A 25,341-nucleotide genomic window follows, 5' to 3' on the forward strand; every position below is an offset into this window, starting at 1 on the left:
TATAAAGTGAATGAAGTTACAAAAAAGAGACAGCCACCTCACAGATGACTATCTCTTTTTATCCACACACCAATCTATAAAGAATCCCGGTGCAGACCTGTTATTTACCCTTCCATTTTCTCAAGCTTTTCCATCTGCTCTTCGATCAGGTCCACATACACCTTGAGCGTTTTTGCGTCGAACGAGAATTTCGCTCCCGCCGTTTCAAATAACTCAGGCAGCGAAACCGTGGAGCCGAGCGCCAGCGCCCTGCGGTAATTTTCCACGGCTTTCTTCTGGTCTTTGAGCGCATTGGCCCACACCTGCACCGCGCCCAATTGAGCGAGACCATATTCAATATAATAGAAAGGAGCCGTGTGGATGTGTCCCTGACGATGCCAGTAGGTCTTCTTGGCATCCTCGAGTCCGCTGTAATCCACACCGGGGAGGAATCGATCCCACAACTCACCCCATTTTTCATCACACTGCCCCGGGTCTGAACTGATCTTCGGGTTTTCGTAGATCCAATGTTGGAAGGCATCCACCAATGCCATATACGGCCAGAACGTGACGATCCCCTCAAGGTGTTCGAAACGCGCGCGCGCGGCTTCGCCTTCGGTGTAGAAACCGCCATGTTCTTTGGTGATATAGGGAGAAGCCAGCAATTCCATCGCCATCGAGGCCACTTCCGCAAATTCAGCAGGGACATAATTCTCGGAACGCTCATGGAAATACGGAACGATTGCCGCTTCAAATGCATGGAAGGCATGTCCGCCTTCATGCAGTATGGTATCCACATCCAGCGGTGTGCCGGTATTGCTCATGAAGATGAATGGTTTTTGACTGACACCATAGATCAGGTTGTACGCCCCCGGCGCCTTGTTCTTACGGCTTTCAAGGTCGAGCAGGTCATGATCCAGCATGATCTGGAAGTACTCACCAAACTTCGGGTCCACTTTGGTAAATACATCCTTTGACTTGGATTTGAATTCGTCGATGGTTTGATATGGCTTAAGCTGACTGTGATTCGATGTGTCTACCATCTGGTCCCACGGACGCAGCGTTTCGAGTCCCAGCTTCTTTCTGCGTTTTTCATAGAGACGGGTCGCCGCAGGGACAACGACCTCTTCGATCGCATCGTGGAAGGTCTTGCAATCGGCGGGTGAATAATCGAAGCGGAATCGCTGCGCCCACATATAGTCACGATAGTTGGACATACCGGCATTTTTTGTGATCTTGAGCCGTAAGTCCATGAACTTTTTCCACAGGCTATGGATCGCTTCGCGGTTCTCCACGCGCACATCCACAACCAGTTTCCACGCTTTTTCGCGGATCGCGCGATCCTTGTCCTGATACAGGGGGAACATTTGCGAGATGGTGCGTTCCTCACCCTCCCACATCATGGTCTGTGCGCCGAGGATCTTGTCGTATTCGCCGCTCAGTTTTTGTTCCTCGGTCAGCAATTCAAGATTGGCCTGCTTGAAGATATCCGCTTCGGCGCGCATTTTCTTCAAACCCATTTTGAAGTTCGCAGGCTGTAAACCGCTGGCGAGCAGTTTCTCTTTCAGTTTCTGCTCCTCTGCGCGCGCATTGGGCTGGATGGATTCGATAAAGTGATTGAAATTCTTCTCGATTTCCTCATCGGTCGTGTATTGCGTGGTCGCGACAAAGCGGCGCGTGAATTGCTCGTCCAATCTATCTGCCAGCGCAGACCAATCGGAGAGCCACTCGCCTACGTTGGCGGCTGTCAATTCGACGGATTGCAAAGCCTTGAAATGCGGTTCGTAATCGGACCATTCCATTGCAAGGATGGCCTCTGGTGTAGATGGTAAATTCTTAAGCATGAGTGATCTCCTTTTTACTTGTATGCAATAAATCCAAAAACGGCCCCGGCGATGACCAGCCAGACCGGGTTGATCTCTGTTAAAGTAAGCAGCGCAAAAGCGATGATCGCGATGATGACCTTGTCCCAGTTTTGCACGAGGCCATTTCCCCAGCCGACCTTGCTTACACTAAAAACAGCATACGCCATGGTATACGCCGTCCATAAAAGCAGACCTACAACCACAGGCCGCACAGCCTTCAACATGGCCGCCACCGCCGGGCTGTCTTTGATGCTGAAAAAATAAACCACCATGATCAGCATCAATAAAGTCGTTGGGAACACCGTTCCCATCGTCGCAGAGATGGCACCCCACAGCCCGGATATTTTATACCCCACATACGCAGAAACCTGCGGCGCGATCGGCCCGGGCAAGGCATTGCCCACCGCCACCGCATCCGCGAATTCTTCGTTGGATGCCCAGCCCGCGGTCACCACTTCACGCTGCATCAACGCCAGCGATGCCGGTCCGCCGCCCCATGAAAACAAAGCTACCCGTGTGAATAGTATAAAAATTTCCCAGAGCAATTTCCATTCCATTTCACCACTCTCCAAATTGCGGGTTCGCCTGTCCCATTTTATATTCTTCGAGTCTGCGCACATGTCCCGGCCACAACCCTGCGGGCAATGCGTCCAAAGGGAAGGATTGGATTTCGGCGATCTCACTATCGGGTTTGCCCGTGATCTTGAAATCCTCGCAGACAAAAACAAGATTGTGATCGGTCTTCCAATCCTTGAAGCTGGTGTACGCGCCCATCAGCCAAACCTTCCCAAGCTCTGCACCGGTTTCCTCGAATGCTTCACGCCGCGCGGCCTGATCCAACGTTTCGCCGCGTTTGAGTCCGCCGCCGGGCATGAACCAGCCCGGTAAATACGTTTGTCGCACGAGCGTCACTTTCGAATCCTGGATCATCATCACCCGCACGCCCATGCGCACAGGCCGAAACAAAAAACAAAAGATTCGATAGCCAAGGAATAGAAAACGGATATACATCTTACGCATGTCCCAGAATTGGATGCGGCTGATACAACTCTTCAAGCGACTTGATTTCGTCTTCGCTGAGTTTGATCTCCAACGCGGCGATGGCCTGATCCAAATGCTCGATCTTGCTCGACCCGATAATGGGTGCGGCGATATGGGGCTTGTTCAGCACCCAGGCCAATGCCACCTGCGAAGCCGATACGTTGTGACTCTTCGCCACGTCCGCTGCGCGCTCGGCGATGACAAAATCCTCTTCGCGGAAATATAACTCGTTTGCAAATGGATCGCTTTGCGCGCGCGTTGTCTCGCCGCCTCCGCCGCGTTTGCGGTTGCCTGCAAAAAATCCGCGCGCCATCGGGCTCCACGGGATCAGCCCGATGCCTTGATCCCTGCATAGCGGAATCATTTCGCGCTCTTCTTCGCGATATACAAGGTTGTAGTGATTTTGCATCGAAACGAACTTCGACCAGCCATTCATCTCTGAAACATGCAGGGCCTTCATGAATTGCCACGCAAACATCGAAGACGCGCCGATGTAACGCGCCTTTCCCGCACGGACGACATCATTCAACGCTTCCATCGTCTCTTCGATGGGCGTGTTGTAGTCCCAGCGGTGAATCTGGTACAAGTCCACGTACTCCATTTGCAGGCGTTTCAGAGATTTGTCGATGGAGTCCATGATGTGCTTGCGCGAGAGGCCGCGGTCATTTACATCATCACTCATGGTGGAAAATACCTTTGTAGCGACAACAATATTTTCTCTTTTGATTCCTTTTAGTAAATTGCCTGTGACTTTTTCGCTTTCCCCCAATGAATAAACATCCGCCGTGTCGAAGAAATTGATGCCCGCATCCAGCGCGCGCTTGACGAATGGCTTGGCCTGTTCTTCATCCAATATCCACTCGCGCCATTGCTTCGAGCCGTAGGTCATCATCCCCAAACACAAACGCGAGACCTTCAATCCAGTTTTGCCGAGGTTGGTGTATTGCATGTTTTCTCCTTAACTGTAGACCGTGGATGGTAGACCTTATTTTATGGTCCACTGTCCACGGTCCACCGTCATTATATGATCGTCAAATTTGCCAAACTTGCCGCCAATCGTTTGATTCCCACTGATTCAAACACGACATCCACGATCTCGTCGCCGTCCTGTAATTTACTGTCGAGTACGATGCCTTCGCCCCACATGCCGTGTTTGACTCGTATTCCAGCCTTATATCTGCTTGTTGCAACAGGAGCAGGCTGAGGCGGAGAGGGAAGCGTCCATCTTGTATCGGAGGAAGAGTCGGCGCGTCCGTATTGTCCACGCGAGGTGGTCGGGCGTCCCGTCCGCGTTTTTCCAACGAGCAATTCAGCGGGCAGGTCTTCGAGAAAACGCGAGGGATAGGTTTCTTCCGACATGCCGCGTCCGCCGCGTTGAATGGCGCGCAGCAGATAGAGTTTGTCTTTTGCGCGCGTGATGCCAACATAAAAGAGGCGGCGTTCCTCTTCCATTTGCTCGGGCTCGTCGAATGAGCGGCTGTGCGGAATGATGCCGTCATCGAGGCCGACGATGAAGACCGCGCCGAATTCGAGTCCTTTTGCGGCATGAAGCGTGAGCAGTGTGGGCGCGTTGACATCTGTGATCGTATCCTGGTCGGCAACGAGGGCGACATTCTCGAGAAATTCCTCCAGCGTGCGTGTGGAATATTCGAGGGCGAGACGTTTCAATTCCTGCACGTTCTCCCAGCGCTCTATGCTTTCTTCTGATTCGTCTTCGACGATATGATCCTTGTAGTTGATGTCTTTGACAATGCGGTCAAAAAGTTCCGCGGTTGTGGATGTCGGTGCGATGGCGCGCCAGTTGGCGAGCATCCCGCCAAAATCGGCAAGGGGCAATGCGGCACGGCCTGTGAAGGACTTGTAATATGGTGAGTCTCCGCCGCGTGCGAGATCAAGCAGAACGGCGCTGGGTGAAATGTTGTTTTGACTCGCAATCATGTAAAGCGTGGTTAAAGTCTTTTCACCGATGCCGCGCGGAGGGACATTGATAATGCGGCTCAGTGCGGCTTCGTCTGCGGGATTGTGAACAAGGCGCAGGAAGGCAATGACATCCTTCACTTCGCGGCGTCCGTAGAATCTTTGCGCGCCCACCAAACGATAGGGAAGCCGTGCCTGTAAAAACGCTTCTTCGAGCAAGCGCGACATGGCATTGGTGCGATACATCACCGCACAATCCCCGGGCTCGAATTGTTTGCTCAACACAAGCTGTGCGATGGTATCCACGACAAAGGCCGCTTCGCCGTAATCATCACGGGCTTCGTAGAAGAAGATCTTCTCGCCTGCGCCGCGGTCGCTGAATAATCTTTTCTTGTGGCGGTTACGCGCGCGGTCGATCACGCTGGTTGCGGCGTCGAGAATATTTTGATGCGAACGATAATTCTGTTCAAGCAAAACCACCTGTGCGTCGGGGAAATCCTGCTCAAAGCGTTGAATGTTGCGATAGTCCGCGCCGCGCCAGGCGTACACGCTCTGGTCGGGGTCGCCCACGCAAAAAATATTCTTATGATATGAAGCGAGGTGTTTTACTAGCGCATATTGCGCGAGGTTGGTATCCTGAAATTCATCCACCAGCACATGCCTGAATCGCTGGGCATATTTATCGCGCACGCTGGGCACATCCTCCATCAGGCGCGCGGTGTAAACCAGCAGATCGTCAAAGTCTACGGCGTTGCTGTTGATCAATCTTTTTTGATATTCAACATAAACCCGCTTTACAACTTCATCGCGATACGTGTTGATCGGATAATCTTCAGGGCCGATCAACTCATTCTTTGCGCGTGAGATCGATGCGTGAACGCTGGCGGGGCGATACAGCTTTTCGTTGAGATTCAATTCGCGGATGATCGCTTTTACGATCCTTTCCTGATCGTCGGAATCGAAAATAACGAAATTGGATTCGAGCGGCAGTTGATCCGCTTCACGCCTGAGAATGCGCGCACAGATCGAATGGAACGTGCCGAGCATGATGCCTTCAGTGGCCTGCTCGTTCAGCATTGCCTTCACACGCTGATCCATTTCCTTTGCGGCTTTATTGGTAAATGTCACCGCGAGGATCTGCCACGGGCGGACTCCCTCAGACGCGATCAAATATGCGATGCGCTGAGTCAGCACACGCGTCTTTCCGGACCCCGGGCCTGCCACGACCAAAACGGGTCCATCCGGCGCTGTGACAGCGCTTTTTTGTTGCGGGTTAAGTTTATTTAAAAAATCCATCATGATGGGAGCCATTATAAATGCTCTGGCGGGGGCATGCCCCCGCCAGAGCGGTGAAGTTCCTGAGATCCTGCAAATGATTATTTTATTTCCGAAGTACAGTTGGGGCAGCGGGTCGCTTTGATGGAAATGGTGGTGAAGCAGTGCGGGCATTCCTTGGTGGTTGGAGCCGCAGCGGGAGCCGGGGGCGGGGTCTTCTTCATGCTGTTGGCAGCTTTCACGACCATGAAAATGACGAAGGCAACAACCAGAAAATCGATGACGGTTTGCACGAACATGCCCCATTTCACAACCGCCGCGCCGACCGTGAAGGCCTGCTCGCTGAAGTTGACCCCTCCCATAGCCAGACCGACCAACGGCATCAAAATGTCATTGACCAGTGATCCGACGATCTTGCCGAACGCGCCGCCAATAATGACAGCAACTGCCAGGTCCAATACATTGCCACGCATGACGAACTCTTTGAATTCTTTTAACATGGGTTTCTCCTTGTGATGATGGCTTGTGCTCGAATTCTATTTTAGTAAGGTAGGCTTGTCAACAAAATGCGGCCAATTGAATATGGATGATGTGTTCCCGTAGCTTTCTGCATGATATTGATTTGTCTGGAGGCATGGGAATATATGTATGACAAGTGTGGTTTATGCGTTCATGTCCCATGTTCTGACCACATATACTAGAAAAAAACAGTCCTCTAGTAGGGGGTGGAATCCCGTCTTTTGGTGTATTTTTATACGTGTATTGGACTGGACAAGCCAGTCATGTAGTTTGTCATGTTGACGCCTTAATGGAATTAGGTATAATTCGGTTCGCTTGCAAATTGTTGGTTTGCAGGAAGTTATTATCCCAATTTAGAAAAGGACCTAGCGGATGCCTGATCTTTTATTAGATGTAAGAGGGCTTGAGACGCAATTCAAGACCCCGGATGGGATTGTTCATGCAGTAAATGGTGTCTCTTTTGGTTTGAAAGAAGGTGAGACATTAGGGGTGGTGGGGGAGAGCGGTTGTGGTAAGAGCGTTACCATGCACTCAGTACTGGGTTTGATACCTTCACCTCCAGGAAAAGTCACGGCGGGTGAAGCGTTCTTTTTTGGCCAGGATCTTCTCAAAATGACGCGCGAAGAGATTCGCCACGTGCGCGGTGCGCAGATCAGCATGATTTTTCAGGACCCGATGACGTCCTTGAATCCAGTGTTGACCATTGGCCGCCAGTTGCAGGATCCGTTGATGCTGCATACGGGCATGACGAAGAATCAGGCGTTGGAACGTGCGGCAGAATTATTAGGTCTCGTTGGCATCCCAAACGCCAAAGACCGGCTTAACGATTATCCTCATCAATATTCCGGTGGCATGCGTCAGCGCGTGATGATCGCCATGGCGCTTTCATGCAGCCCGCAGATCCTGATCGCAGACGAGCCGACCACGGCGTTGGATGTGACCATCCAGGCTCAGATCGTGGAATTGGTCAAACGCCTGCGCGAGGAATTGGGCATGTCCATTGTTTGGATCACCCACGACCTCGGCGTTGTTGCTGGTATTGCCCAGCGCGTGCTTGTGATGTACGGTGGTTACATTATTGAAGAAGCCTCTGTAAACGACCTGTTTGCAAATCCATCGCATCCCTATACTCTGGGTTTGTTGGGCAGTTTGCCGCGTGTGGATGAAGCCGAACATGGCAAACTATTTTCCATTGAAGGCCACCCCCCTGTCCTGTATCAGAAACCTACAGCGTGTCCGTTTGCGCCTCGTTGTAAATGGGCCATGGAAAGATGCTGGAAGGAAAACCCTGCGCTTGAACCGATTTCCAATGAACATCGCGTTGCCTGCTGGGTTGATACTAAAACGGGGAGAAGCCGCTAATGAACTCACAAAGTAATGAAGTATTGTTGAAGGTCGATGACCTTAAGATGCATTTCCCCATCTACCGTGGCGTATTTCAGCGTCAGGTGGGAGCCGTCCACGCGGTGGATGGTGTTTCCTTTGAGGTAATGCGCGGTGAAACACTCGGACTTGTCGGTGAATCTGGCTGTGGCAAGTCTACCACCGGTAGAACGGTTTTACAGTTGTACAAACCGACCGCAGGCAATGTGTTCTTTGAAGGCATCAACCTGGTTGGTTTGAAAAACGAGGACATGCGCAAGACACGCCGCAGGGTCCAGATGATCTTTCAGGATCCGTATGCAAGTTTGAATCCCCGTATGACAGTTGCTGATATTGTTGCCGAGCCTTTGATGGTTCATAATGTTGGAACTGGCAAGGAAATTCAAGAGCGTGTTGCTCACCTTCTCGAACTTGTGAATCTAAACCCGGCTTTTGCCACCCGCTATCCGCACGAGTTTTCCGGCGGACAGCGTCAGCGCATTGGTATTGCGCGTGCGTTGGCACTCCAGCCTTCCTTTATCGTTTGTGATGAGCCCATTTCTGCGCTCGATGTTTCAATTCAAGCTCAAGTGGTAAACCTGCTCGAGGAGTTACAGGAGCAGTTCAATCTCACTTACTTGTTTATCGCGCATGACCTTTCCATGGTCCGCCACATTAGCAAGCGCATCGCAGTTATGTATCTGGGTGTGATCATGGAACTGGCGGAGCGCGATGAACTTTATCTAAATCCCTTGCATCCATATACCCAGGCTCTGCTTTCAGCGGTTCCGATCCCGGACCCCATTGCAGATTCCAAGCGTAAGCGCGTCATTCTTGAAGGTGATGTTCCTTCGCCTGTTAATCCACCCTCTGGTTGTCGTTTCCGCACTCGCTGCCCAATCGCAGACAAGATTTGTGCCGAATCACGACCCGAATTTCGTGAAGTTAATCCAGGCCACTTTGTAGCCTGTCATTTGGTTAAGTAAAAGTTAGTATTCTTAATAAAGGAGGTGGTTGCTTGCAAGTAAAGGTCAATAATAATAAACCTACTGTCAACTAATGTAAGTTTGTAAACCAAAATTTCCAAATTTTGTGAGGAGAAGAAAAATGCGTAAAATGTTTGCTTTATTGAGCCTACTCGTGATCGCCAGCATGGCCCTTTCGGCCTGCGGCGGTACGGCTCCCACAGCAGCTCCATCCACCGGTGATACGACCACAGAAGCCACTGAGGCTCCTTCCACCGATACCGGCACCGACGCCCCCGCTGCTGCCGAATTCAAGTCTGCTGATCCCACAACCATGGTTGTGGCAAATGCTGAAGTTGCGACCGATACTTTCGATCCCGCTTTGGCGTACGACACCGCTTCGGCTGAAATCATCCAGAACACCTACGAAACCCTGGTGTTCTACGATGGGGAAGCCACCGACAAATTCGTTCCGATGCTGGCTGAATCCTGGGAACTCTCCGCGGACGGCATGACCTACACCTTCAAGATCCGCTCGGGTGTGAAGTTCCACGAAGGTCAGGATCTGACCGCGTCCGATGTGGCGTACTCGTTCCAGCGCGGCCTTCTGCAGGGCGGCACGTCCTCCCCGCAGTGGTTGCTGGCCGAGCCGTTCTTCGGTGTGGGCGTTGATGATGTCTCGGTGGTCGTCGATCCCGAAGGCACCCTGTACGATGACCGCGAACTGCTCTCCGCGTTCGACTCCGCTGCAGTGGTAGCGGCCTGCGAAAAGGTAAAGAGCGCGATCGTGGCTGATGATGCCGCTGGCACCGTCACCATGACCCTTGCCCAACCTTGGGGTCCGTTCCTTCCCACGATTGCACAATCCTGGGGCGCGATCATGAGCCAGAGCTGGGTTGTTGAGAACGGCGGCTGGGATGGTTCCTGCGATACCTGGCAGAACTTCTACGGCATGGCTTCTGCTGACAATCCATTCAGTGGCATTATCAACGGCACCGGCCCGTTCACCCTTGAGAAGTTCGCCAATGGCGAAGAGATCATTTTGGCTCGCAACGAAAGCTATTGGGCTGAACCCGCCAAGCTCGAACGCGTCATCCTCAAGCAGGTTCCTGAATGGGGTACCCGCTTCGCCATGATGCAGGCTGGTGATGCTGACCTCGCTGTTGTACCCGCTGCCAACCGCTCCCAGATGGACGAATTGGTTGGTATCTATCAAGTATTCGATCTTGCTGCGAACACCTATGGTCCTGAACAAGAAGTCTGTGGATACGACGACAGCGCTTTGGCTGCTGCCAAGTTCACCGCGTGCGCCGCTGGCGAAACCGGTAACAATGGCCAGTTCCGTCTGCGCATCGGACGCCCGGCTCTTCAAATGGACGTGCTGTTGACCAACTGGAACATTGCGACCTCTGAAGAGAGCCCGAATCCCTACATTGGATCCGGCGCTTTGGATGGCAATGGTATCCCCGCTGACTTCTTCAGCGATGTCCACATCCGCAAGGCCTTCGCCTACTGCTTCGATTTCGAAACCTTATTGAATGACGTGTTCAGCGGCGAAGCTGTGCAGTCATACCAGTTGCCTCTCGCTGGCATGCCCGGTTACTTCCCGGACACCGCGCACTATTCCTATGATCCTGCTCAGTGCGAAGCTGAATTCAAGCTCGCCGACTTGGACAAGGATGGCATCGCCGCTGGTGACGATCCTGAAGGTGACGTTTGGACCACCGGTTTCCGCGTCCAGATGGGCTACAACCAGGGTAACGCTACCCGCCAGACCATTGCTGAAATCCTCGCTGGCAGCCTCGCTTCCGTGAACGAACTGTTCCTGGTCGAGACCCTCGGTTTGCCGTGGCCTGCTTACCTGCGCGCACAGCGCGCCAAGCAGCTCCCGCTCATGACCGGTGGCTGGCTCGAAGACATTCACGATCCGCACAACTGGTATCAGCCGTACACCACCGGTACTTATGGTGGTCGCCAGTCGCTGCCCGATGATGTCAAGGCTCAGTTCCGCGACATTCTCGAACGTGGTGTTTCCGAGACCGATCCCGCCGCTCGCGCCGAGATCTACAAGGAAGCCAATACCTTGTACTACGACCTGGCTGTTGGTATTCCGCTTAATGTCACCACCTCCCACGGCTTCTCACAGCGCTGGGTACAGGGCGTGGTTTTGAACCCGATCTTCCCTGGTAACTACTTCTACACAATGTACAAAGACTAGATCTGATGCAATTCCTTCGGAGGCCTGGAAACAGGCCTCCGAACCCAATTTTTTTCATTCTGTTTTGCAGAATAAAAAGAACGAACGGTTCTTTTTATTCTGGAAGCCAGAAAATACTGAAGATGGAAAAGAGGTTGTTTAATGACTACATACATCATTCGTCGTTTGCTGTTGGTGCCCGTGCTTCTTTTCGGGGTGACAGTGCTGATTTTCGGCATGTTACAGTTCCTTTCCCCGGTGGAGCGTACAGCGTTGTACGTGCGCGATTTTCCAAAGAACGAAAAAGCGATCGAAGGCCTGATCAAGCGTTATGGTTTCGATCAGCCTTTTTACGTTCAGTATTGGACCTGGTTGGTTGGTAAGGTGGACAAGACCACCGGTGAACGCGAAGGTGGTATCGTTTACGGAAACTTTGGATACTCCCGTTCCGCTTCCCAGCCGGTGGCCGAATTGATCCAGCGCCGCTTCCCTAATACACTTGATTTGACCATCTGGGCAGTCGCTCCAATGATCTTAATAGGTATTTGGTTGGGGGTGCAGGCCGCTGTGCATCACAATGGGTTTATAGATCAGGCTGCCCGTGTTTTCAGTATTGTAGGCACTTCTTTCCCAACCTTTGTATTCGGCTTGCTGATGTTGCTTATCTTTTATGCCAATCTACATTGGTTTTCCCCCGGCCGTCTTTCAGATGAATTCAACCGCGTGATCGAATCGGACGCTTTTCGCCATTACACCACGGTGTTGACCATTGACGCCTTGCTTAATGGCCGCTTCGATGTGTTTCTGGATGCCCTGCGCCATATGTTCCTGCCAATCCTCACCCTTTCTTATATTAACTGGGCGACCTTCCTGCGTGTGACCCGTGGCTCCATGCTTGAGACTTTGCGCATGGAATATGTCAATACGGCACGGGCCATGGGCTTGCCTGAAAGGGACGTCATATTCAAGCATGCCCAGCCTAATGCCATGTTACCGGTCCTGACTTTGGCAGGTTTCAGCATAGTTGGTTTGCTCGGGGGAGTGGTCATTACTGAAACAGTCTTCAACTTCCCCGGGATTGGTTCTGCGGCGGCGCGCGCAGCGACCAGCCTTGATGTTGTTGCCATGCTTGGTTTTGCGCTCTTCAATGGATTTATTTTGATCGTCGCCAATCTGGTTGTGGATGTTCTATACGCGTTTGTTGATCCGCGCGTACGCCTATCATAAGGAGAATTTACGATGACAGCTCTTACTCCCAGCGGCGATAATACTCTATTAGGTCAGGATGTTGCCACCCGTAAGATTGGGCGGCTTGAACGTTTCCTTGGCCCCGAGAATTATCGCATCCTTACAGGTTTGCTTAAGACCCCTGCCTCGATCGGTGGTTTGATCCTGATCGGTTTCTTCATTTTCATCGCCATTGCTGCCCCGGTCATTATGCCGCCAGTCACTCCCAATGATCCTTATAAGATCCCTCGCGATGGTTTTCGTTCCGACCCACGCCCGATGGGTTCTGAATGGACCCGCAACGTTCCAGATATTCCTTTTTGGTATAAGGCAGTGACCGGTAAGGATGAATGGGTTCACATCATGGGCACGTCCGAAGGTCAATATGATATTTTCTATGGCATGATCTGGGGAACACGGACCGCTTTCCAGACCGGCCTTGTTGTTACCTTCTCCACCTTCCTTATCGGAATTATCTATGGTTCCATTTCAGCCTATTATGGCGGCATTGTGGATAACCTCATGATGCGTGTTGTGGATGTGTTGTTGATCCTGCCCGGCATTCTGGCTGTTCTCATTCTTGCCGCTGTGCTGACCCCGAGGATAGGTAAAAGTCTAATTCCTGCCATGGCGGCACTGATCGCATTTGGGTGGATGGGATATTCCCGCATCATTCGCGGAGATATCCTGTCTGTCAAGGAACGCGATTATGTGCTGGCTGCTCGCGTCATCGGAGTTAAGGATAGCCGTATCCTTTTCCGTCACATTCTGCCGAATGCCATTTTCCCAACCCTCGTTCTGGCTTCTCTGGCCATCGGTGATGTGGTGCTATCCTTTGCTGCACTCTCATTCCTTGGCATTGGTACTGAGGTTGGTTATGCAGATTGGGGACAGGTACTTTCCTTTGCCCGCAACTGGATCACCAGTCTGAATACTTATTGGTATATCATTGTGTGGCCTGGTCTCACGCTTGTGTTCTTCGTGATGGGTTGGAATCTTGTAGGTGATGCACTCCGCGATGTTTTGGATCCGCGCATGCGCGGCAAGACATAGTCTGTGCGATACAGATTATTCTCCCGAGTATTTTTGGTAACGATTGGAATAGCCCTGCTTGTTGCAGGGCTATTCTTCGATACTGGAACAGTTGCCTCGCAGTCGGCTCCCACGCCAACTGTGGACAGGCTTGCCCAGCCGACCTTGCCCGCCGTCCCTTCGCAAGCGGATCAGGGTTCGCAGGTGTATTGGCTTTCCTGCCTTCCATGCCACGGGGATCGTGGCCAGGGCCTGACTGAGGAATTCCGAAAAGCCTATCCAGAAGAAGACCAGAATTGCTGGATGTCGGGATGCCATGGTGAGAAGCCATATGAAAACGGATTTGAATTGCCGACTGCCATACCAGCGGTCGTTGGTTCGAGAACATTGCAGAAATTTGAAACTGCCGCCAGCTTGCGTTCTTATATTTTTGTTGCGATGCCTTATTGGAAACCTGCAAGCCTCACTGAAGAGGAGTCCTGGCAGGTAACTGCATTCCTATTGCGCGAAAACAACCTTTTGACCGCAAACGGTGAGATCAACGAGGCCAATGCAAGTTCCATTCGGGTGGGGCCGCCTCCGGCAACGTCCACTCCGCAGCCATTCTCTGCACCGATGGTCACTTCACGGGTACCAATTCTGATCGCATCTGTGATCATTCTTGTGTTGGGGGTTGTTTTACGATTTGTGTGGATAAAAAAGGAAAAGATCTGATTAAGATATTGAGCCGCCCTTAAAGGCGGCTTAATCGTATAATTGATAAAAGCGTACTTTTTCTGGGGATGACAAGGGTTGGGTTATTGCCCGCCGTACGGTTTTAAAGAAAGAAGGAGGTGGTTGCTTGCAGGGAAAGGAATATGTTGCACGATCGTTGTCAGTTAGTGTAAGTTTGCACATCATAATCTCGTGAGGAGAACAAAATGCGTAAAATGTTTGCTTTATTGAGCCTACTCGTGATCGCCAGCATGGCCCTTTCGGCCTGCGGCGGTACGGCTCCCACAGCAGCTCCATCCACCGGTGATACGACCACAGAAGCCACTGAGGCTCCTTCCACCGATACCGGCACCGACGCCCCCGCTGCTGCCGAATTCAAGTCTGCTGATCCTTCAACACTCATTGTTGCTGAATCTGAAGTTGGTATCGATACTCTTGATCCCGCTTTGGCGTACGACACCGCTTCGGCTGAAATCATCCAGAACACCTACGAAACCCTGGTGTTCTACGATGGGGAAGCCACCGACAAATTCGTTCCGATGCTGGCTGAATCCTGGGAACTCTCCGCGGACGGCATGACTTACACCTTCAAGATCCGCTCGGGTGTGAAGTTCCACGAAGGTCAGGATCTGACCGCGTCCGATGTGGCGTACTCGTTCCAGCGCGGCCTTCTGCAGGGCGGCACGTCCTCCCCGCAGTGGTTGCTGGCCGAGCCGTTCTTCGGTGTGGGCGTTGATGATGTCTCGGTGGTCGTCGATCCCGAAGGCACCCTGTACGATGACCGCGAACTGCTCTCCGCGTTCGACTCCGCTGCAGTGGTAGCGGCCTGCGAAAAGGTAAAGAGCGCGATCGTGGCTGATGATGCCGCTGGCACCGTCACCATGACCCTTGCCCAACCTTGGGGTCCGTTCCTTCCCACGATTGCACAATCCTGGGGCGCGATCATGAGCCAGAGCTGGGTTGTTGAGAACGGCGGCTGGGATGGTTCCTGCGATACCTGGCAGAACTTCTACGGCATGGCTTCCGCTGACAATCCATTCAGTGGCATTGTCAACGGCACCGGCCCGTTCATTCTTGAGAAGTTCGCCAACGGCGAAGAGATCATTTTGGCTCGCAACGAAAGCTATTGGGCCGAACCCGCCAAGCTCGAACGCGTCATCCTCAAGCAGGTTCCTGAATGGGGTACCCGCTTCGCCATGATGCAGGCTGGTGATGCCGACATCGCCACAGTACCTTCAGCCAACCGCTCCCAGATGGATGAATTGGTTGGTATCTATCAGGAATTCGATCTTGCTGCAAACACCTATGGACCATTGCAGGAAGTCTGCGGATACGATGACAGCGCTTTGGCTGCTGCCAAGTTCACTGCGTGCGCCGCTGGCGAAACCGGTAACAATGGCCAGTTCCTCCTGCGCATCGGACGACCAGTTCTTAGCATGGATGTGCTCCTGTATAACTGGAACATCGCGACCTCTGAAGAGAGCCCGAATCCCTACATTGGATCCGGCGCTTTGGATGGCAATGGTATCCCCGCTGACTTCTTCAGCGATGTCCACATCCGCAAAGCCTTCGCCTACTGCTTCGATTTCGAAACCTTGCTTAGCGACGTATTCAGCGGTGAGGCTGTTCAATCTCTGCAATTGCCTCTCGCTGGCATGCCCGGTTACTTCCTGGACACCCCGCACTATTCCTTTGATACTGCTCAGTGCGAAGCTGAATTCAAGCTCGCCGATGTGGACAAGGATGGCATCGCCGCTGGTGACGATCCTGAAGGTGACGTTTGGACCACCGGTTTCCGCGTCCAGATGGGCTACAACCAGGGTAACCCCACCCGCCAGACCATTACCGAGATCCTCTCTGGCAGCCTCGCTTCCGTGAACGAACTGTTCCTGGTCGAGACCCTCGGTTTGCCGTGGCCTGCTTACCTGCGCGCACAACGCGCCAAGCAGCTTCCGCTCATGACCGGTGGCTGGCTCGAAGACATTCACGATCCGCACAACTGGTATCAGCCGTACACCACCGGTACTTATGGTGGTCGCCAGTCGCTGCCCGATGATGTCAAGGCTCAGTTCCGCGACATTCTCGAACGTGGTGTTTCCGAGACCGATCCCGCCGCTCGCGCCGAGATCTACAAGGAAGCCAATACCTTGTACTACGACCTCGCTGTCGGCATTCCGTTGGAAGTTGCGACCTCCCACGGCTTCACACAGCGCTGGTTACAGGGCGTAGTGTTGAACCCGATCTTCCCCGGTTTCTATTACTACACAATGTACAAAGACTAGATCTGATGCAATCCCTTCGGAGGCCTGGAAACAGGCCTCCGAACCTTCATGGAACATGAATCACAAGCAAGCCGCCCGATAAAGGCGGCTTGCTTGTATAATTGGCAAATGCGTTTTCTTAAAAAGGAATTTGCCATGCCCTCTTCAAAACTGAAAATCAAACTGTTCTTTCCATTTCTGCTGCTCTTTATCATGGCATGTGGTTTTTCCTCTGCAACCCCGGAAGCCACTGCCATTCCTGCTGATACCTCAGTTCCTCTTCCAACGGCCACACCTGCTCCCAGTTCGTTGACCGTGTGTCTGGGTCAGGAACCGAACACCCTTTATCCGTTTGGTGGTCCCAACACCGCCGCTCGCAGTGTGCTGGCGGCCATCAATGATGGCCCCATTGATATGGTCGGGTACGAATACCAGCCTGTGATCCTTTCACAGCTTCCTTCCATTGAAAACGGCGACGCTGAGATCGTCACGACCTCGGTCCAGCCCGGAAGTCCAGCAATGGATGCGGACGGAAATATCGTTTTGCTGGAAGTGGGGAAGAAATTCCGTCCTGCTGGATGTCGCAGCGACGACTGTGTTGTTACCTATGAAGGCAAGGGCGATGCGTTTGCGATGGATCAAATGATCGTCACCTTCCGCCTGCGCGAAGGCGTGACCTGGGCCGACGGCACCCCGATGACCTCCGACGATTCAGTCTATGCATTTGATCTTTCGCGTGATGCCAGATCCATTTCAAACACGTATTTGATCGACCGCACCTACACTTATGAAGCAACCGACCCGTTGACCGTGCAATGGTGGAGCATGCCAGGCTTCATTGACCCGACCTACTTCACAAATTTCTGGACGCCTGCTCCAAAGCACCTCTGGGGTGAGTTTCTCGCCAATCAATTGCCCGAAATTGATATTGCCTCGCGCACTCCGATCGGCTGGGGTCCTTACATGGTTCAGGAATGGATCGCAGGGGATCACATCACCATGACGAAGAATCCATATTACTTTGCTGCTGCTGAAGGGTATCCAAAATTCGATACACTTTCCTTCCGCTTCATCTCCGACCCGGATGCTGCCCTGAGTGAAATGGTGGCAGGCCGCTGCGACATCCTCGACCCGAGCATTCGGCTCGATAATCACGCCAGCTTGTTGATGGAAATGCAAAAAGGCGAACAGGCGCAGGTCTTCTTCACACCCGGTATGACCATCGAATGGCTTGGGCTTGGCACAACTCCATCCACCTATGACGATGGTTATGATACGATCTACCAAAAGGATCGCCCCGATATTTTCTCCGACCCTCACACCCGTCAGGGCATTGCCTATTGTCTCGATCGTCAGTCGGTGGTGAACAATGTTTTGTTCGGCCTCACAACTGTCCCGTCCACCTATATTCCCGTTGAGCATCCATTGTATGATTCGAACATCGAAGCGCTCCCGTTCGATGTTTCCACAGGCATTTCACTTCTCGAACAGGCAGGCTGGAAGGATACCGACGGCAACCCCGCCACGCCGCGTCAGGCTGTCACAGTTAAGAATGTTGTGGCAGGCACGCCTTTGCAATTGAATTACTACACTACCACTGCCACTCAACGCAGGCAGGTGGTTGAAATTCTCCAAAAATCGCTGGCTGAATGCGGCATCGGACTCAACGTGCAGTACTTCTCGCAAAATGACCTGTATGCCCCCGGCCCCGATGGCGCGTTGTTCGGCCGCCGCTTCGATCTCATCGAATATGCGATGGGAGTCAACAGCATCGAACCGCCCTGCGATTGGTTCACATCTTCTGAAATTCCCACCACCGACAATTCGTGGATCGGCACCAACGTCACTGGCTATCGCAATGACGAGTACGACACCGCCTGTCGCGCCGCACAGGACTCTCTGCCCGATGAGCAGACCTACATCGATTCATATCGTCAGACCCAGGTGCTTTTCTCGGCTGAGCTTCCCGCCATTCCGCTGTATTACCGTCTGCGTGTTGCCGCTACTCGCCCCGGTATTTGTCACTTCGATCTGGACCCGACCGCCAATCCGCTTTGGAATATCGAAGCGATCGCATCAGGCGAAGCCTGCCAGAATTAATGCGACGACTCTTCCGCGTTACGCTTTTCCTGACCTTTTTGCTCGCCTCGTGCTCCCCTCAGCCTGTTCGGGTGGCGGAGCCAACCAGCATCCCCACCCCGACGGCTGCTCTCGTGCAGCATGCCCCCGAGATCCGTTTTGCATTGATCGGGGAACCGCGTGCTGAGCAAATTAATGTTTGGGAATTGTTCGATGAATCTGGCGCAACCTATGCCGACTATGCCCTGCGCGCCGAGTCCTGGCCGCGCCTGTATCATCTCCTCCCACCTGAATCCACCTTCGAGCCTCTCGCCGCAAACGGAATGCCCACCGAAGTAACCCAGGAAAATGACTTTTACGTCGCCGCAGTTCAACTCCGCACAGACTTGAAATGGACCGATGGCACCTCATTCACTGCCGAAGATGTCGCCTTCACCGTGAACACCGCGCTCTCCTTTGAGCTTGGCTATGATTGGGGTGTTTATTACTCGCGTGATTATCTCCACCATGCCGAAGCGATCGATTTGGCTACAGTGAAATATTATTTCAAGCAAAAGCCGAATGTAGGTGTCTGGCAATATGGCGCACTGCAAGGACCTATTGTTCAAAAAGCATTCTGGGAAAAATCAGTAGGAGACTCTGCAAGCCTTTTGCCCGCCGATGCCCTGCGCGCAGATATTGCAAAGACACAAGCCGACCTCGAAACTGTCAAAGCGGATGTTGCCGAGTTAAGTGAACAGGTGCTTGCACTGATTCTGAGCGGCAAACAAAACCGCATTCTGGATAGCGACCTCAAACGAAAGCAGAACGAACAGATATTCGTTCAAAGCAATCTGGATCGATTCCTCGAAGAATATGCGGCGAATATCACCTCGGCGCAGAGTGCCTTGTACAATGCCGAGGATGAAGCAGAACCCGTACTTGGCACGTGGATTCCGATTGGAATGCAAAATGGTCAATGGGTGAACGAGGTCAACCCTGATTTTCCTTTCGCCCAGCCAAACTTTGATCGTGCCGTATATCAGATCCTCGGAAGTGAAGAAGCGGCGATCACTGCATTCAAGAACGGGGAAGTCGATTTTATCCTTTCGCCCAATGACCTGACGGTGGACATGGCTGGTGTGAAACGCAGCCCAACTTATAGCGCGCGCTTCCTCGTATTCAATCCCTTGAGATCGCAATTCGCCGACCCCGCTTTTCATTCCGCGCTCAGCTGCATGTTGGATCGTAACTTGTTGGCGACGGATATTTTGCAAAACCGCGCCGCGCCATTCGATGCTTTTATATTGTCTCCCCAATGGCATGAGCCTGCCGCCAGAGACTCCTGCACAGGTATGGATGAGTCTGCGCGCATTGAGCAGGCTGTGAAATTTATGAAGGATGCCGGTTATTTTTGGGCCAGTGAACCCGATATGAGCAGTGCCGGGCAAGGCCTGCGTTATTCGAATGGTGACCCTTTTCCACAGATCACATTGATTACACCTTCACGAGATGAAGATATGCTGCGATATACTGCCGCTAATTACGTGGCGGAGCGGGCGGGCTACCTGGGAATCTCCCTCACCGTGCAGGAAATGAGCATGGCGGAGCTGGTTTATGCGGTATACAGCTCGCAGAAATATGACATGGCTGTGGCGGGCTGGCGGCTGAGCGAGTATCCCGCGTATTTGTGTGAAATGTTTGGAGGGCAGAATCTGCCCTTGTATAACAGTGGCAGGTTCCAGTCGGCGTGTGATGCGCTGCGGGTTGAGTCCGATCTGGATCGAGCGCAGCAGGGTTTCCGTGAGGTTGAAACGGCTTTGATGTCGGAATTGCCTTTCATCCCGTTGTTCACCGTCACACAGGCGGACTTGTATCAAAACATTGTCTATCCGTCGGAAAGCGTGTTGAGCGGCTGGAGCGGTTTGTATGGAGCGCCCGCCATTGCAGTTCCGACGCCATAGCCTGCCGATAATTCGCATTTTTATCGTTGAACGTTATAATTGTTTGAGAAAGAAGCGAGTATAATCGCCGTAATTCATTATCAGGAGCAGGCTGTGACAAAAACTGACCAGAAGCCTTTGTTGGAAGTCCGCAATCTTAAGACATATTTTTATACCGAAGACGGGGTGGTAAGTGCCGTGGATGGCATCAGTTTTGAAGTGTATCCCGGGGAAGTGCTGGGGATCGTAGGTGAATCAGGATGTGGAAAGAGTGTCACGTCCCTTTCGATCATGCGCCTGATCGCGCCTCCTGGGAAGATCACCGAAGGGGAAATTTTGCTGGACGGCAAGAATCTGTTAAGCCTTTCCGAAGATGAAATGACAAAGATGCGCGGCAACAAGATCTCAATGATCTTTCAGCAGCCGCAGACCGCGTTGAACCCTGTGTTCAAGGTCGATAATCAGATCGCTGAAGTGTTGAATATTCACAAATCCCTTGGCAAGGAAGCTGGCAAGAAACGTGCTGTGGAGTTGCTGAAGATGGTGGGCATCCCAGATGCTGAGCGTCGCGCTGAAGCATACCCGCATGAACTTTCAGGCGGTATGGCCCAGCGTGTGATGATCGCGATGGCGCTGGCATGTGTGCCCGAATTATTGATCGCCGATGAACCGACCACTGCATTGGATGTGACCATCCAGGCCCAGATCCTCGACCTGATGCGTGACTTGCGCACAAAGATGGGAACATCGGTCATTTTGATCACGCACGATCTCGGTGTGGTGGCTGAAATGGCGGAACGTGTGGCGGTGATGTATGCGGGTGAGATCGTGGAACAGGCCGAAGTGAATTCACTTTTCGAACAGCCTCTGCATCCCTACACCCAGGGTTTGATCGGTTCGATCCCCATTCTTGGCCAGATCAAGGAACGCCTCGATGTGATTCCCGGCTCCGTGCCGAACCTGGTGAACCTGCCTGCTGGTTGCCGCTTTGCGCCGCGCTGTACTGCACGCGAAAAATTCGGTTTGAAAATTTGTACAGAAACGAAACCCGAGCTGACTGATTCTGCGCCCGGTCACAAAGTGCGCTGCTGGTTGTATCAGAACTCGAAAGATCATCAAGCACCGTTAAAGGTAAAACAGGGGTAATTTCGGAGCGGTTTTTCGGGGGCGCTTCCAAGTTAAAGTTTCATTTGCCAGTTTTATGTAAAAATCGTCTGGAGTCGATCAGCATGAGTCAAACTACGGAAATACACAAAGCGGAAGACCTCGTACAAGTTGAACATTTGGTTAAATATTTTCCGGTGCGCGCCGGTTTGATGCAGCGCGTCGTAAACTGGGTGAAGGCCGTGGACGATGTTTCGTTTACCGTGAAGAAAGGGGAGACCCTTGGCATGGTGGGTGAATCGGGCTGCGGAAAAACCACCATCGGGCGTTCCATGCTCAGGCTGGTGGAGCCGACTTCCGGGTCCGTCCAATATGACGGCAGGGATGTGTTGAAGCTGCGCGGCAATGATTTGAAGGATGTGCGCCGCCACATGCAAATCATTTTTCAAGACCCCTACGCTTCTTTGGATCCGCGTGTTCCCATCGGCGAATCGGTGATGGAAGGTCTGCATATCCACAAGATCGGCTCACCGCAGGAACGCTACGACCTGATGATCGAGACCCTCAAAAAGGTCGGCCTCGAAGATTATCACGCCCGCCGTTATCCGCATGAATTCTCCGGCGGTCAGCGTCAGCGCATTGGTATTGCGCGTGCGCTTGCCCTCCGTCCCAATTTTATTATTTGTGATGAACCCGTCTCTGCCTTGGATGTATCCATTCAATCACAAGTGTTGAATATTTTGAAGGACCTGCAAAAGGAATTTGGACTTACCTATCTGTTCATCGCACACAATTTGAGCGTGGTGGAGCATATCTCTGACCGTGTGGCGGTGATGTACCTCGGTAAGATGGTGGAACTCACTTCCCGTGATGACCTTTTCAAGAATCCCCTGCATCCGTACACCAAGGCGTTGATGTCCGCCATTCCGATCCCCGACCCGAAGCTCAAGCGCCAGCGTGAAGTGCTCAAGGGTGATGTGCCCAGCCCACTGAATCCGCCCAAGGGTTGTCGCTTCCACCCGCGCTGCCCCATTGCGGAAAAGATCTGTTCCGAACAGGAACCCGAATTCCGCGAAGCCGTTTCCGGACACTGGGTTGCCTGTTGGATGGTGAAGTAGGAATCTCATGGAACGCAATATTTTGCTTGTGGATGACCAGCGCGATATTTTGCGTCTTTTGCATGCCACGCTTGATACGTTAAAGATCCAGGGTCTTAAAATATTTGAAACCCCGTCCGGCGAAGAAGCCTTGATCGAATCAGCACGACACAGGGTTGATCTGCTGGTCACGGATTACAAATTGCCGGGCATGAGCGGCGTGGAATTGATGCACAAGGTGCGCGCGCGCCATCCGGAAGCGAAAGTCGTCCTCATCACCGGCATGACCGACCGCAAAGTGCGCGAGGAAATGCTCAACGCTGGGGCACTGGCGATCTTCGATAAACCGATTCCGCTTGCGGATTTTTTGGATGTAGTCGAACGCGGCCTTGGCCTCGTGCAAACCATCTTCCCACCCGAACGACCCTCCGATGAAAAAACCGAACAACGGCATGCCAGAGTGTCTGATCTTCTGGCGAATTTCAGGCAGGATATAAACGCCGAGGCGGTCTTCCTGTTGAATGATCGCGGCCTTGTGCAGGCCCGCACCGGTAAACTGCACGATGAAAGCATGGAAGTCTCGCTGATTTCCACGTTGATGGCAATCCATGCCGCAGGGCTCAAGGTCGCAAAATATAATCATCAGGAAAAACTGGCCTCGTATCATATTTTCAGCGGCGGCGATAACGACCTGCTGTTCATCCCTGTTGCGCCGATGTACGCCCTGCTCGTTGCAGGCACAGGACTTGTTCACGAAGATCGTATCCTCGAAACTGTGAATGCCCTGCTTGCCCTGCGAAAGGAAGTGGAACGATCCCTGCGCTCGATCGGTGTGACCGGCGAACTGCATTCGATTTCCCCGAAGACCGTACCTCTGGCGACAGCAGCGGCTCCCACCATCCCGATACCTGCTTCTGTCAAACCGGCAGAGAAACCCGCTGAAGTTCCCCCCTCTCCTGAAATGGAAGCGTTGCTAAAAGATGCGGCCGCCAAGCAAAGCAAGTCAACAGACATGGATGATTTTTGGAGTCAGGCGGCTGAAAAACATGGCAGCAAACCGACCAGCAATGAAGTCATTTCTCTTGAAGAAGCACGCAAGCTGGGGCTCCTTCCCGGAGATGGAAAGTAAAAAATTTGTGATACAATTTTGGCCGCACTGGGGCATGGTGCAATGGCAGCACACCAGCCTTTGGAGCTGTGGATCTTGGTTCGAATCCAGGTGCCCCAGCCACATTACCCGCTCACGCGGGGTACAATCCCGCTTATGCGGGGCTTCTTTTCTCAAATAGGATTTGTCGCGGAGCAATATATTTTCGCGCAGGTCCTATTTTCGTTATAACTCATCCGTCCTGAGCGTAGTCGAAGGGCAGTTTTCATATATTCTTATCGAGGTGACATCATGAAAGTGACTGCAGTCCTCCTTGCCGCCGGGCAGGGAACACGCATGAAATCAAACCTGCCCAAGGTTTTACATCCAGTAACAGGAAAACCGTTGATCTGGCATGCCTTGGAAGCCATCAGCAAGTCCACGACCGAGAAACCCATCGTGGTCGTGGGCCATGGCGCGGAGGATGTGACAAAATATCTCGGCGATTCCGCGCAGACCGTTTTGCAGGAACCGCAATTGGGTACGGGCCATGCTGTGATGCAGGCTGAAGCCCTGTTGAAGGGAAATACCGATCTGGTGGTCGTTTGTTATAGTGACATGCCATTATTGCGCGGCGAAACATTGCAGGCGCTGGTTGAAACGCAGAAGAATAACAAAGGACCGATCTCCATGCTGACGGTCCATGCGGATGACCCGCGTGGATTCGGTCGTATTATCCGCAAAGCAGACGGCACGGTGGATGCCATCGTAGAGGAATATGTCGCGACGCCCGAGCAGTTACAGGTCAAAGAATTGAACGTGGGCGGCTATTGCTTCGATGCGAACTGGCTTTGGGATGCCTTGCATCGCATCCCGAAGAATCCGAAAAAAGGTGAATACTATTTGACCGATACGGTCGAACTTGCATCCAGGGCTGGTTTGCCGGTGCAGGCTACGGTGATGAATGACGTCGAGGAGACCATCGGCATTAACACGCGCATACATCTCGCAGATGCAGAAGCTGCCATGCGCCGCAGAATTAACCAGCAGCACATGTTGAATGGCGTGACGATGATCGACCCCGCATCCACCTACATTGAAGCAGGTGTGAGCATCGGCAAGGATACGGTCATCATGCCGAATACTTACCTTCATGGTAAAACCGAGATTGGTGAAGGTAATGTGATCGGACCAAATACGATCATCCGTGATTCAAAGATCGGGAATTACTGCAAGGTGCTTGCTTCTGTATTGGAAGGCGCTATGCTGGACGATCATGTTGACATGGGTCCGTTCGCGCGTTTGCGCAAGGGCGCTCATTTGGGGAATCACGTACACATGGGGAATTTTGGCGAAGTGAAGGATTCATATCTTGCCGAAGGTGTGAAGATGGGACATTTCTCGTATATCGGTAATGCCCAGATCGGTGCAAATACGAACATCGGTGCAGGCACGATCACCTGTAATTACGACGGCGAAAAGAAGCATGCCACCGAGATCGGCGAGGATGTTTTCATCGGCTCCGATACCATGCTGGTTGCGCCGCTGAAGATCGGCGCAGGCGCCCGGACTGGTGCAGGCGCGGTGGTGACAAAGGATGTCTCAGAAGATACACTTGTGGTGGGGATGCCAGCACGCGCCATTCGGAAGTTGGAGCGAAAGACAAAGAAGGTTGAAAAGTAGAAAAGCCATTTGGCT

Annotated in this window: 19 protein-coding genes and 1 tRNA gene; 14 read left to right on the plus strand and 6 right to left on the minus strand. The window is 52.6% G+C overall.

All coding sequences use genetic code 11. The features are described from left to right. Window positions 1-104: 104 nt before the first annotated feature. The 6 genes from IPI86_RS07945 to mscL form a co-directional block, all read right to left on the minus strand. On the minus strand, window positions 105-1,823 hold the full coding sequence (locus tag IPI86_RS07945; protein WP_345297464.1) for a M3 family oligoendopeptidase: 1,719 nt from the start codon (window positions 1,821-1,823) through the stop codon (window positions 105-107). 14 nt (window positions 1,824-1,837) lie between these two features. Then, window positions 1,838-2,401 (minus strand): chromate transporter, encoded by a 564-nt coding sequence (locus IPI86_RS07950; protein ID WP_345297465.1) that lies wholly within the window; start codon window positions 2,399-2,401, stop codon window positions 1,838-1,840. A gap of 1 nt (window position 2,402) precedes the next feature. After that, window positions 2,403-2,855: an NUDIX domain-containing protein gene (locus IPI86_RS07955; RefSeq protein WP_345297466.1), complete on the minus strand. Its 453-nt coding sequence runs from the start codon at window positions 2,853-2,855 to the stop codon at window positions 2,403-2,405. Window position 2,856: 1 nt separating this feature from the next. Then, window positions 2,857-3,834, minus strand: a complete 978-nt coding sequence (locus tag IPI86_RS07960; RefSeq protein WP_345297467.1) for an aldo/keto reductase — start codon at window positions 3,832-3,834, stop codon at window positions 2,857-2,859. A 71-nt stretch (window positions 3,835-3,905) separates the two neighbouring features. Further along, window positions 3,906-6,101 (minus strand): UvrD-helicase domain-containing protein, encoded by a 2,196-nt coding sequence (locus IPI86_RS07965; protein WP_345297468.1) that lies wholly within the window; start codon window positions 6,099-6,101, stop codon window positions 3,906-3,908. Between the two features lie 77 nt (window positions 6,102-6,178). Next, on the minus strand, window positions 6,179-6,577 hold the full coding sequence (gene mscL / locus IPI86_RS07970; protein ID WP_345297469.1) for a large conductance mechanosensitive channel protein MscL: 399 nt from the start codon (window positions 6,575-6,577) through the stop codon (window positions 6,179-6,181). Window positions 6,578-6,968: 391 nt separating this feature from the next. On the opposite strand from mscL, the gene IPI86_RS07975 reads away from it, so the two are divergent. The 14 genes from IPI86_RS07975 (at window position 6,969) to glmU (ending at window position 25,326) form a co-directional block, all read left to right on the plus strand. Then, on the plus strand, window positions 6,969-7,958 hold the full coding sequence (locus IPI86_RS07975) for an ABC transporter ATP-binding protein (protein ID WP_345297470.1): 990 nt from the start codon (window positions 6,969-6,971) through the stop codon (window positions 7,956-7,958). Further along, window positions 7,958-8,944 carry a dipeptide ABC transporter ATP-binding protein gene (locus tag IPI86_RS07980; protein ID WP_345297471.1) on the plus strand — a complete coding sequence of 329 codons (987 nt, stop codon included), beginning with the start codon at window positions 7,958-7,960 and terminating at the stop codon, window positions 8,942-8,944. Before IPI86_RS07975 ends, IPI86_RS07980 begins: the two co-directional genes overlap by 1 nt. Window positions 8,945-9,086: 142 nt before the next feature. Then, window positions 9,087-11,141, plus strand: coding sequence for an ABC transporter substrate-binding protein (locus IPI86_RS07985; protein WP_345297472.1), 2,055 nt, complete (start codon window positions 9,087-9,089; stop codon window positions 11,139-11,141). A gap of 141 nt (window positions 11,142-11,282) precedes the next feature. Further along, window positions 11,283-12,347 carry an ABC transporter permease gene (locus IPI86_RS07990; protein WP_345297473.1) on the plus strand — a complete coding sequence of 355 codons (1,065 nt, stop codon included), beginning with the start codon at window positions 11,283-11,285 and terminating at the stop codon, window positions 12,345-12,347. 12 nt (window positions 12,348-12,359) lie between these two features. After that, complete coding sequence (locus tag IPI86_RS07995; protein ID WP_345297474.1) at window positions 12,360-13,400, plus strand: ABC transporter permease; 1,041 nt, start codon at window positions 12,360-12,362, stop codon at window positions 13,398-13,400. Window positions 13,401-13,433: 33 nt separating this feature from the next. Further along, window positions 13,434-14,093 (plus strand): hypothetical protein, encoded by a 660-nt coding sequence (locus tag IPI86_RS08000; protein ID WP_345297475.1) that lies wholly within the window; start codon window positions 13,434-13,436, stop codon window positions 14,091-14,093. 206 nt (window positions 14,094-14,299) lie between these two features. Then, window positions 14,300-16,375: an ABC transporter substrate-binding protein gene (locus IPI86_RS08005; protein WP_345297476.1), complete on the plus strand. Its 2,076-nt coding sequence runs from the start codon at window positions 14,300-14,302 to the stop codon at window positions 16,373-16,375. 135 nt (window positions 16,376-16,510) lie between these two features. Beyond that, entirely contained in the window at window positions 16,511-18,454 is a 1,944-nt protein-coding gene (locus tag IPI86_RS08010) for an ABC transporter substrate-binding protein (protein ID WP_345297477.1), read from the plus strand. Further along, complete coding sequence (locus IPI86_RS08015; RefSeq protein ID WP_345297478.1) at window positions 18,454-20,376, plus strand: ABC transporter substrate-binding protein; 1,923 nt, start codon at window positions 18,454-18,456, stop codon at window positions 20,374-20,376. The genes IPI86_RS08010 and IPI86_RS08015 overlap by 1 nt, the downstream gene beginning before the upstream one ends. Window positions 20,377-20,469: 93 nt before the next feature. Continuing rightward, window positions 20,470-21,501, plus strand: coding sequence for an ABC transporter ATP-binding protein (locus tag IPI86_RS08020; RefSeq protein ID WP_345297479.1), 1,032 nt, complete (start codon window positions 20,470-20,472; stop codon window positions 21,499-21,501). Window positions 21,502-21,584: 83 nt separating this feature from the next. Continuing rightward, complete coding sequence (locus IPI86_RS08025) at window positions 21,585-22,577, plus strand: ABC transporter ATP-binding protein (RefSeq protein ID WP_345297480.1); 993 nt, start codon at window positions 21,585-21,587, stop codon at window positions 22,575-22,577. A gap of 7 nt (window positions 22,578-22,584) precedes the next feature. Then, window positions 22,585-23,685, plus strand: a complete 1,101-nt coding sequence (locus IPI86_RS08030) for a response regulator (RefSeq protein WP_345297481.1) — start codon at window positions 22,585-22,587, stop codon at window positions 23,683-23,685. A gap of 28 nt (window positions 23,686-23,713) precedes the next feature. Further along, window positions 23,714-23,787: transfer RNA gene (locus IPI86_RS08035), tRNA-Gln, on the plus strand. A gap of 168 nt (window positions 23,788-23,955) precedes the next feature. Beyond that, window positions 23,956-25,326: a bifunctional UDP-N-acetylglucosamine diphosphorylase/glucosamine-1-phosphate N-acetyltransferase GlmU gene (glmU, locus tag IPI86_RS08040; protein WP_345297482.1), complete on the plus strand. Its 1,371-nt coding sequence runs from the start codon at window positions 23,956-23,958 to the stop codon at window positions 25,324-25,326. Window positions 25,327-25,341 lie beyond the last annotated feature (15 nt).

It is taken from the genome of Candidatus Villigracilis affinis, assembly GCF_016705895.1.
In the GTDB taxonomy this organism is placed as follows: domain Bacteria; phylum Chloroflexota; class Anaerolineae; order Anaerolineales; family Villigracilaceae; genus Villigracilis; species Villigracilis affinis.